The 10,145-nt window shown below is 55.3% G+C and carries 6 protein-coding genes and 1 other annotated feature; of the genes, 2 read left to right on the top strand and 4 right to left on the bottom strand.

Going from position 1 to position 10,145, the window contains the following annotated elements:
* Nucleotides 1–1,257: 1,257 nt before the first annotated feature.
* From htpG to dnaX, 4 genes are all read right to left on the bottom strand, one after another.
* Complete coding sequence (gene htpG, locus WH277_RS11410; RefSeq protein WP_133845741.1) at nt 1,258–3,132, bottom strand: molecular chaperone HtpG; 1,875 nt, start codon at nt 3,130–3,132, stop codon at nt 1,258–1,260.
* 101 nt (nt 3,133–3,233) lie between these two features.
* Nucleotides 3,234–3,839 (bottom strand): recombination mediator RecR, encoded by a 606-nt coding sequence (gene recR / locus WH277_RS11405; protein ID WP_133845742.1) that lies wholly within the window; start codon nt 3,837–3,839, stop codon nt 3,234–3,236.
* Complete coding sequence (locus tag WH277_RS11400) at nt 3,839–4,168, bottom strand: YbaB/EbfC family nucleoid-associated protein (RefSeq protein WP_017799391.1); 330 nt, start codon at nt 4,166–4,168, stop codon at nt 3,839–3,841. Before WH277_RS11400 ends, recR begins: the two co-directional genes overlap by 1 nt.
* A 52-nt stretch (nt 4,169–4,220) precedes the next feature.
* Nucleotides 4,221–6,149, bottom strand: a complete 1,929-nt coding sequence (gene dnaX, locus WH277_RS11395) for a DNA polymerase III subunit gamma/tau (protein WP_133845743.1) — start codon at nt 6,147–6,149, stop codon at nt 4,221–4,223.
* Nucleotides 4,821–4,882, bottom strand: a sequence feature (DnaX frameshifting element). (Overlaps the previous gene by 62 nt.)
* A gap of 489 nt (nt 6,150–6,638) precedes the next feature.
* Between dnaX and WH277_RS11390 the strand changes: the two genes are divergently transcribed.
* Both WH277_RS11390 and WH277_RS11385 read left to right on the top strand, forming a co-directional pair.
* On the top strand, nt 6,639–9,926 hold the full coding sequence (locus tag WH277_RS11390; protein ID WP_339505688.1) for an autotransporter outer membrane beta-barrel domain-containing protein: 3,288 nt from the start codon (nt 6,639–6,641) through the stop codon (nt 9,924–9,926).
* Between the two features lie 12 nt (nt 9,927–9,938).
* The gene (locus tag WH277_RS11385; RefSeq protein WP_339505687.1) at nt 9,939–10,097 is read left to right on the top strand and encodes a hypothetical protein; all 159 of its coding nucleotides are present in this window, start codon (nt 9,939–9,941) and stop codon (nt 10,095–10,097) included.
* Nucleotides 10,098–10,145 lie beyond the last annotated feature (48 nt).

The raw sequence follows: 10,145 nt of genomic DNA, 5'->3' as shown, positions 1-10,145 counted from the left end.
TCGTAGGGGTGAGGCATGCCTCGCCCGATACAGCATCGCGGTATATCGTAGGGGTGAGGCATGCCTCGCCCGATACAGCATCGCGGTATATCGTAGGGGTGAGGCATGCCTCGCCCGATACAGCATCGCGGTATATCGTAGGGGTGAGGCATGCCTCGCCCGATACAGCATCGCGGTATATCGTAGGGGTGAGGCATGCCTCGCCCGATACAGCATCGCGGTATATCGTAGGGGTGAGGCATGCCTCGCCCGATACAGCATCGCGGTATATCGTAGGGGTGAGGCATGCCTCGCCCGATACAGCATCGCGGTATATCGTAGGGGTGAGGCATGCCTCGCCCGATACAGCATCGCGGTATATCGTAGGGGTGAGGCATGCCTCGCCCGATACAGCATCGCGGTATATCGTAGGGGTGAGGCATGCCTCGCCCGATACAGCATCGCGGTATATCGTAGGGGTGAGGCATGCCTCGCCCGATACAGCATCGCGGTATATCGTAGGGGTGAGGCATGCCTCGCCCGATACAGCATCGCGGTATATCGTAGGGATGAGGCATGCCTCGCCCGTTTTTTTGCGAGCCGTAATGACAATATTTACTCCGAAAATACGCAATATATCCGGTACTGATATGCTCCCAAAAAAGGAGGATGTCATGCAACAAAGGAAATCTCTGCGCCTTAAACACTACGATTATCGCCAGCCCGGATACTACTATCTGACACTGTGCTGTCAGCAAAGAAGGCCACTGTTCGGCCACTGCTTAGAGTGCCGCAGCTATCTTAATCCATACGGTATCATCGCCCGGGACTATCTTTACGCATTACCTCACCATTTTCCCGGTTGCCAGATCGACAGCAGTATCATTATGCCCCACCATCTGCACTGTATCTTAGTGATACCGGAGAGGTATCAGTTTTCGGTCGCGACACTCGTGGGCAGCTATAAATCGGCAGTGACGAATAGAGTACGTCGAATACATGTGGGGTTAACGGTATGGCAGCGAGGATATTGGGATCGGGTGATTCGCGACAAGGATGAGTTGTCTAACGTGCGGGAGTATATGTTGAATAACCCATTGCGTTGGTGTTTACGGGAATAAAACAGGGTCGGGCATGCCCGACCCCTACAGATTATTGCGGCATAACGCACGCCTCGCCCGAGACAATATCGCAGCATAGCGTAGAGGTGAGGCACGCCTCGCCCGATACAGCATCACGGCATAGCGTAGGGGCGAGGCATGCCTCGCCCGTGGCTCGTTATCCCAGCAGCAGCTGATTCATACGGCGGATAAACTGGTTAGGATCCTCCAGCGATCCCTTCTCTGCCAGCAGTGCCTGCTCCAGCAGCAGCTCAATCCACTCGGCAAAGCGAGCTTCGTCCTGAGTATCGGCAGCACGTTTCACCAGCGCATGGTCTGGATTCAGCTCAAACAGATATTTCACCTCAGGCACGTCCTGACCCGCAGCAGCAAACAGTTTTGCCATCTGAGTGGTCATTTCGTTAGCTTCAGTGGTGACGATGGCCGGAGTATCGGTCAGACGGTGTGTCAGACGCACCTCCTTGACGCGCTCACCCAGCAGCGTTTTCACACGTTCTACGAACGGCTCCAGCGCTTTTTCCGCCTCTTTCTGCTCTTCGGTTTCTTCATCAGCCAGTTTGCTTAACGCGTCATCCGCTTTGCTCACTGACTGGAAGGCTTTCCCGTCAAACTCAGTCAGGTAGCTCATCATCCATTCGTCGATACGATCGGAGAGTAACAGAACCTCGATACCTTTCTTACGGAACAGCTCCAGGTGCGGGCTGCTTTTCGCGGCGGCATAGCTGTCGGCAGTGATGTAGTAAATCTTCTCCTGCCCTTCCACCATGCGGCTGACATAGTCTTCCAGCGACACGGTTTGCGCCGGGCCTTCGCTGCTGGTGCTGGCAAAACGCAGCAGTTTCGCGATGGTTTCAGCATTGCTGCTGTCTTCTGCCGGGCCTTCTTTCAGGACCAGACCAAACTGCTGCCAGAATGACTGGTATTTTTCCTCGTCATCTTTCGCCACTTTTTCCAGCATTTGCAGTGAACGCTTGGTCAGCGCACCGCGCAGGCTCTGAGTTATGCGGCTGTCCTGCAGGATTTCACGCGAGACGTTCAGCGGCAGATCGTTAGAGTCAATCAGCCCTTTGACGAAGCGCAGATAGTTCGGCATAAACTGTTCGGCATCGTCCATGATGAACACGCGCTGCACGTACAGTTTCAGCCCATGTTTGTGGTCACGGTTCCACATATCCCACGGCGCCTGGGCAGGGATATAGAGCAGGCTGGTGTACTCCTGCTTGCCTTCTACCCGGTTGTGGCTCCACGTCAGCGGATCGGTGAAGTCATGGGCGACATGTTTGTAGAACTCTTTGTATTCGTCAGCACTGATCTCAGACTTGTTGCGCGTCCACAGCGCCTGCGCCTTGTTGATTTTTTCCCACGTGGTGGTGTTGTCTTCTTCATTGTGGGTTTCGATCTCAACCGGCAGTGCAATGTGGTCTGAGTATTTGCTGATGATGCTGCGCACGCGCCAGGCATCGAGGAACTCATCTTCGCCTTCGCGCAGATGCAGAGTGATTTCGGTGCCGCGATCGGCTTTTTCAATGTCGGCGATGGTGTATTCACCTTCACCGGCTGACTCCCAGAACACACCTTCTGACGCGGCAGCGCCTGCGGCGCGAGTCCGTACGGAGACTTTATCGGCGACAATAAACGCAGAATAGAAGCCAACACCGAACTGACCGATCAACTGGCTGTCTTTCGCCTGGTCAGAACCCAGCGATTCAAGGAAAGATTTGGTGCCAGATTTCGCAATGGTACCGAGATTTTCAATGACTTCATCACGACGCATACCGATGCCGTTATCACTCAGCGTCAGCGTACGATTTTCCTTGTCGACAGAGACGCGTACACGCAGTTCGCCATCACCTTCATAGAGATCCGGGGTGGATAACGCGCGGAAGCGCAGCTTATCAGCAGCATCTGAAGCGTTAGAGATTAACTCACGCAGGAAGATTTCTTTGTTTGAATAGAGTGAATGGATCATCAGGTGCAGAAGCTGTTTTACCTCTGACTGGAAGCCACGTGTCTCTTGTCCTTTCATGGTCATTGCTACCCTCAACTAAAAAACAGATGATGAACGTTGAGGTATTAAATGGGGGTGACATAAAGGATTTCAAGACGGCACGAAGGACTCGTGCCGTTGATTGCTCAGAATTTAAACTTTTGACGCCCGGCCAGTGAGTGCGAAAGCGTCGTACCGTCAACCATTTCCAGCTCTCCGCCCACGGGAACACCGTGAGCAATACGGCTGGCTTCCACGCCATACTGTTCACACAGGCTGGCAATGTAGTTAGCGGTCGCCTCCCCTTCCACCGTTGGGTTGGTGGCGAGGATAACTTCAACAATCGTCTCTTTTTCCAGACGCTGTTCCAGGCGGTCGAGGCCAATATCATTCGGCCCGATGCCATCCAGCGGTGACAGATGCCCCATCAGCACAAAGTAACGCCCGGCAAACTGCCCGGTCTGTTCAATGGCATGGATATCCGCCGGGCTTTCCACCACGCAGATCAATCCATTCTGCTGCCGTCGTGGGTTGGCGCAGATGGTGCAGATTTCCTGCTCGGTGAAAGTACGGCAATCAGAACAATGGCCGATTTCCGACATCGCCCGCGTCAGCGCCTGTGCCAGACGCATGCCACCGCTGCGGTCACGCTGTAACAGCTGGAACGCCATGCGCTGCGCCGACTTCGGCCCAACGCCTGGCAGGCAACGCAGCGACTCCATTAATGTTTCAAGGAGTGGGCTGGTTTGCATCAGAATGGCATCTTGAAGCCAGGTGGCAACTGCATACCGCTTGATACCGCCGCCATTTTCTCTTTCTGGGTTTCAGCAACGCGGCGCGCCGCATCGTTGAAGGCCGCAGCCACCAGGTCTTCCAGCATGTCTTTGTCATCTTCCAGCAGGCTTGGGTCTACTTCCACACGACGGCAATTGTGAGCGCCGTTGATGGTGACTTTCACCAGGCCTGCGCCTGATTCACCGGTCACTTCCATGGCAGCAATCTCTTCCTGCACCTGGGCCATTTTATCCTGCATTTGCTGGGCCTGCTTCATCAGGTTGCCCAATCCGGCTTTACCAAACATAAGTTCTCTCTCTTCAGCTCAGGCCGCATCAACGTAACTGCGATGCGGCGGGTTAAACAGGTCGGATACTTTCTTCATCCACATCGGCATCGAAAAACCGACGCAGCGTCTGAATATGAGTATCAGTGATAATCGACTGACGCGCCTGCGCCAGCTTCTCTTCATAAATTTTTTGCCGCCATTCCAACGGTGTCAGCACCGAAGGATTATCATCTTCCACCACGGTTAATTCAATGGGGTGCCCGGCAGCAGCATTCAAGGCATCATTTAGCGCTTTTTGCGCAGAAGGGGAATTCAGGTGACGCTGGCTGGAACGCAAATGCAGGCAAATACCACTCTCGGTCTGCTCTTTCCAGGCATTTAACGCAAGCTGTTGAACCAGTTTTGGTATGACCAGCACCGCAATTTCGCCAGCCCACGGGTCGCGTTCTAGCGATTCCGCCACCAGCTTCACCATCAGCTCAGGATTCTTCTCATGTTCCAGTGCCGTACGAAGCGCCTTTGGCGTTGCAACCGCTTCTGCCTTCACTTCCGTTGGGTTTTGCGCTTTCCAGCGATACGCCTCTTCTTTTACAGGAACCGCTTCTGCCGCTGCCTGTTGCAGACGTTGCTGCCCGCGTTCGGTAACCGCAGCAAGACGCTCCAGTGCCGAACTTGCCGGCCGCGCACCCTGCGCTGCCGGCTCAGTCTTTTTTGGCTTACTCGCCCCCTGATGGCGCAGCAGTTGCGTTCGCGCCTGTAGGAGCTGGCTGGTAGAGTCAGATAATCCCTGGTGAGGTGGTGGCGCGTCCTGAATCGGGGACGCCGATGCCGTATGGGGTACAGGCTCTGCTGAGGGTGCTGCCGGGGTCTGTAATGCCATGGTTGGGCGTGCAACCGGGTCAGCGATCACGGCTTTGGGGTGAAAAGCCAGTGCGCGCAGCAGCGTCATTTCCACACCCATACGGCGGTCCGGTGCCAGCGGCAACTCTTTGCGGCCAACTAGCAGCGTCTGGTAATAAAGCTGAACATCTGCGGGCGGAAGTACCCGTGCCAGTTCACGCAACCGCTGTTCAATGGCGGCCATATCGTCGCCCAGCGCAGAAGGCAGTAGTTGAATCATTGCCACACGATGCAGCAGCGTAAGCATTTCTACCAGCAGCGCTTCCCACTCCACACCCCGCGCAGCGGCCTGGTTGAGCAACGCCATGACTTCTGCACCATCGGCATGGACCAATGCTTCGATCAACGCCAGTGGCTGTTCATCGTCTAGCGTGCCCAGCATGTCATTAACCGTGGAGGTCGTTACCTGCCCCTGCCCCATCGCAATTGCCTGATCGGTCAGGCTCAGCGCATCACGCATACTGCCGTCAGCAGCGCGTGCCAGTAATTGCAATGCGCGGGTTTCAGCACTGATCTGCTCAGCTTGCAATACATGCTCAAGCTGACCACGGATCTGCTCCTGATCCAGCGCTTTCAAATGGAATTGCAGACAGCGCGATAAAATCGTTACCGGCAGTTTTTGCGGGTCGGTGGTCGCCAGCAAAAATTTTACATGTTCTGGTGGTTCTTCCAGCGTTTTCAACAGCGCGTTAAAGCTGTGACGCGAGAGCATGTGGACTTCATCGATCAGGTAAACTTTAAAGCGGCCACGTGCCGGAGCGTACTGCACGTTATCCAGCAGATCGCGCGTATCTTCCACTTTAGTTCGGGAAGCTGCGTCAATTTCAATCAAGTCGACAAAACGGCCCTGCTCAATTTCACGGCAGTTATCACACTTCCCACAAGGGGTAGCGGTAATGCCTGTTTCACAGTTCAGTCCTTTTGCCAGTAGACGGGCGATGGTGGTTTTTCCGACGCCACGGGTGCCAGAAAAAAGATAAGCGTGATGGATGCGGCCAAGGGACAAACCATTAGCCAGCGCGGTCAGAACATGTTGCTGACCGACAACCTCAGTAAACGCTTGCGGACGCCACTTGCGGGCCAGTACCTGATAGCTCATTAAGACTTCATCATTTTTTAAAAAATTACTTACCCAAACCGTGATAAACCGCAGTTTAGCCTGTTGACGAGTATCGGCAAGATCAACCGTGTTCACGGCCAATAAGCGGATTAAGGGAAGGTACTATAACAGAAGGTCTACCTGTCGCCATGCTGTTACACGCTTATTTTGCCACGCAGACTTGCTCTTTTTCGATGAAAACGGGTGAATAAAACCCATCAATTCATAAAATATCCAAAAATCGTTTTACCGCTACACGTAACACGAAATGCTAATTTCCCCCTCCGAAGTATGTGGCAAATTGCCCATGTTTTCCGCAAAAGCACAGGATGTGCTTTCTCCCAGCATTAAAGGAATAACAGTGCAAAAACGTTCACCACGCCTCTGATACGCAATCATCCGGGTTTCCATTTTCCGGCGAATTGGTGCCGCCTTTTTTTCAAAAAATTGCAGCGCCACAAGGATCTCCACTGATTAACGGATTAATTTATGAAACATACAACAGCTAAACAGCTCGTGGATCTTCCGCTTAAAAAGCACCGTCTGCGTTCTTCCATTTCTACACTGGCCTTGCTCTCACTGCCGATATTCAGCGCCATCCCTCTTGCATCGGCTGCCGCTGCACCTGGCACGAACGAAACCCAGCCCCTCAGCGAGATGACAGGACGTCACACTATTACGCAAGGAGATAAAGGTGGTAACGGCGGTGATGGCGCCGATGCAGGCCAGAGCGGCAGTGCAGGTAATGGAAGTAACGGGGGCAACGGTGGTGATGGCTACGATGGCCAGAACGGTAGCTCCTCTGCCGGTGGCAATGGCAACCCGGGATCACCAGCCGGATTGGCAACGAATGGCACCAGTGGCACTCGCGGCCCCCAGGGAAGTGATGGTTCTTCGGGTCAGGCGGGGGGATCAGGAACACTGATCGTCGAGGGTGATGATACCTCCTTGGGTTCAGTCACTCTGGGGGGGAATGGCGGAGATGGCGGTGTGGCGGGTCAGGCCTCCGCGGGAAGTGCTGGAGGAATGGGCGGCAAAGGGGGGAGCGGCGGCAACGCTGGCGATGGCGGACAGGGCGGCGCAGGGAGCAACACCGATATCGACGGCTATGGTGGTAACGGCGGCAGAGGTGGCGATGGAGCAGCGGGTGCTGCAGGCGGCCTCGGTGCCGCAGGTGCGTCAGGATCACTCGGTGGCCAAGGCGCTCAGGCTGCAAGCGGGGGAAACGCAGAACTCACGCTGACTAACGGTAATTTTTATGCTGACACGATCCTACTTGGCGGCACGGGTGGAAAGGCAGGCGCTGCCAGTAACGGGGCTGCGGGGGGCCGGGGGGGCGACGGTGGCAGCGCGGGCTCCCGGGGCCAGGATGGCATTCAAGGTGAGAACGGCTCTGACGGACTGGCCAGCAGCGGTGGCCTGGGTGGTCAGGGCGGCATCGGGGGGACCGCAGGTCGCGGTGGCAACGGCGGAGACGGGGGTGCCGGTGCCGCGGGAAGCAACGGCGGCAACGGAGCGCAAGGTGGCTATGCTGAACTGAGCCTGAACAATGCCGATTTAACAGTCAAAAACAACCTGCAGGCAGGGGGGGCTGGCGGCCAGGGTTCTCGCGGCGGTAATGGCGGAGAAACCGGCCTCAATGGCGCATCATTGTCCGGTATCGGTGGTATTGGCGGCGCAGGAGGGGATGGTGGTACAGGTGCCATTGGTGGTGATGGCGGAAACGCAACCATCAACATCGCTACCAGCCACCTTTCTATTCATTCGATAACGCTTGGGGCTGATGGAGAACGTGGTGGGGCTGGTGGTAATAGCGCATCCGATGCTATCGGTGGCCAGGGAGGTGCAGGCGGTCACGGGGGCAGCGGCACCTTGAATGTTGAGGATAGTCATATCACCAATAGCAGCTTCCTCCAGCTGGGGGGGAACGGCAGCCAGGCAGGAACTAGCGGCACCACTTCTGGCGGCACTGGTCCAGGTCTCGGTGGCAAGGGTGGCAAGGGTGGCAATGGGGGCACCGGTTCTGCTCTGTTTAAAAACAGTAGTGGCCATATCGCTACTGATATCGTGCTCGGCGGCAACGATGGCGGACAGGAGAATGAATCAGGCCTGGCGGGCAATGGGCAGCTCACCATCGAAAGCGGTAACTACACCGCAGACAGCTTAACCATCGGCCAGGCAGACACCCGCTACGGTAGTGAAAACCAGTACCTGCAAACTGGCGGCATCTTCACGGCCGACAATACCGGGTTGCGCTCCGGTTCACTACGCGTTAACGGTGGAATGTTTGCCAGTACGCACCTTGATGCCTCACGAGGGCAGATGGATGTCATGGGCAAAGGCACCGCGATTATCGGAACACGTGAACTGAACGCTGAACTCTGGCAGCAAGGCGCCGGATGGATGACACAGCAGCAGTCTGAACCGTTTGCCGGAACGCTGGCTATTGCAGCAGGTGAAACCGTCGATTTGTCCAGCCCGGATCTGCACTGGAGTATTGGTAGCGACAGACATCTCAATCGATTCGATGATGCATCACTGACGATCGTTTCCGCAAAAACCTACGTGGACCAGGGTTCATACGCCCTGCTGATCGGGGACGGGAGCGTGGCCCTGACGGCGAAAATGCTGGTCATCACCGATGACAATCTCAAAACGGGGGAACGCTTCATCGCCAGCGAAGGAGGCAATACGACGGAGGGTTTCTGGCAGCAGCAGAATATTACCAGCAGTAGCCGTCTGTTTAAGATGGGCAGCAGCGTGGAGGGCAATGCCCATCATCTGACCGCTGCACAGACCAGCCAGCCGCTTTTGCCACCGGACACACAGGACCTGATGGCCAATATGGCTAAAACGCAGGGTGTTAATACTCACTCTGACGATGCAGGCCAGCGCTTTATTTCGCAGTCGATGGATATTCGTTATATCCGCGAAGAGGTTCTCGCCAGTAAAGTCGTGCAGTCAGCATTACATATCGCCTCTGTGGTGGGTGTCCAGCACAGCACCTTTATGGCGCTGTCAGCGGCTCGTCATGCGGTTGAGCATCATCTCTCTGGCATTGCATCAATGCCCGGGGCACAGGCTGCGACAGGCGTTAATCTATGGGCGACGCTGCTGTCTGATAACAGCCGTTCTCATGGGTTTTCTTCAGGACGTTGGCAGGCTCGCTCTTCTGCAAATCTCGGTGGACTGGCATTAGGGAGTGATTTCCGTTTTGATGCCGGCGACTTCGGCATGATGACTACCGGTATGGCGCTGAATACGGGCGGGGGCAAAAGTACCAGCCATGGAAACGTGAGCCCAACGCGTAATGACTTCAACTTTTGGGGAAGCTCACTCTACAGCAGTTGGCAACGGGGCGCGCTGAATGTGATGGCAGATGTCAGTTACACCGGCAGCCGTAACAGAATGAAACAGCAAAGCCCGGCTGAGATTGAGGGTGGGTCGCTGCGGGCCAGAATGAACAGCTGGGCGCTGAGCAGTGGTATCACGGCCAGTTACCAGTGGAATAACAAACTGGCCGATGTGACGCCACATGCAGGAATACATTATACGCGACTGAAAAGCGAGGCCTTTACTACGCATAACGAGCTGGGAACGATGTTTGAAACAGCGGGTGACTCACAGAAAATCTGGTCATTCCCGCTGGGCGTTTCGCTGTCCAGGACGTTCACAGCCAGTAAAGGCTACCAGGTTAAGCCTTTACTGGACCTGACGTGGACCGGCAACAGCGGGGACGTCAAAGCGAAAAGCCGTAGCTGGCTTCCGGGCGAGTAAGCCAGCTACTCAATGACCGATTCAAGTATTACCGATCATTCCGTGTTCACCAGTAACATTGGCATTGAGCTGTCGCACGACGCATTGTCTTACAGTCTTAACTATCAGTTGAATGCGTCATCGCACATCACCGACAACACCATTTATGCCGGGATCAGGTTCGCGTTCTAATGATTATCAGGGGCAGCTTCGCTGCCCTTTCTACTCTTCGTATCCCCA

The sequence above is a fragment of the Erwinia sp. MYb416 genome, from assembly GCF_037479575.1.
GTDB classification, from domain to species: Bacteria; Pseudomonadota; Gammaproteobacteria; order Enterobacterales; family Enterobacteriaceae; genus Erwinia; species Erwinia rhapontici.
This window is presented reverse-complemented; position numbering and strand designations above follow the sequence as displayed.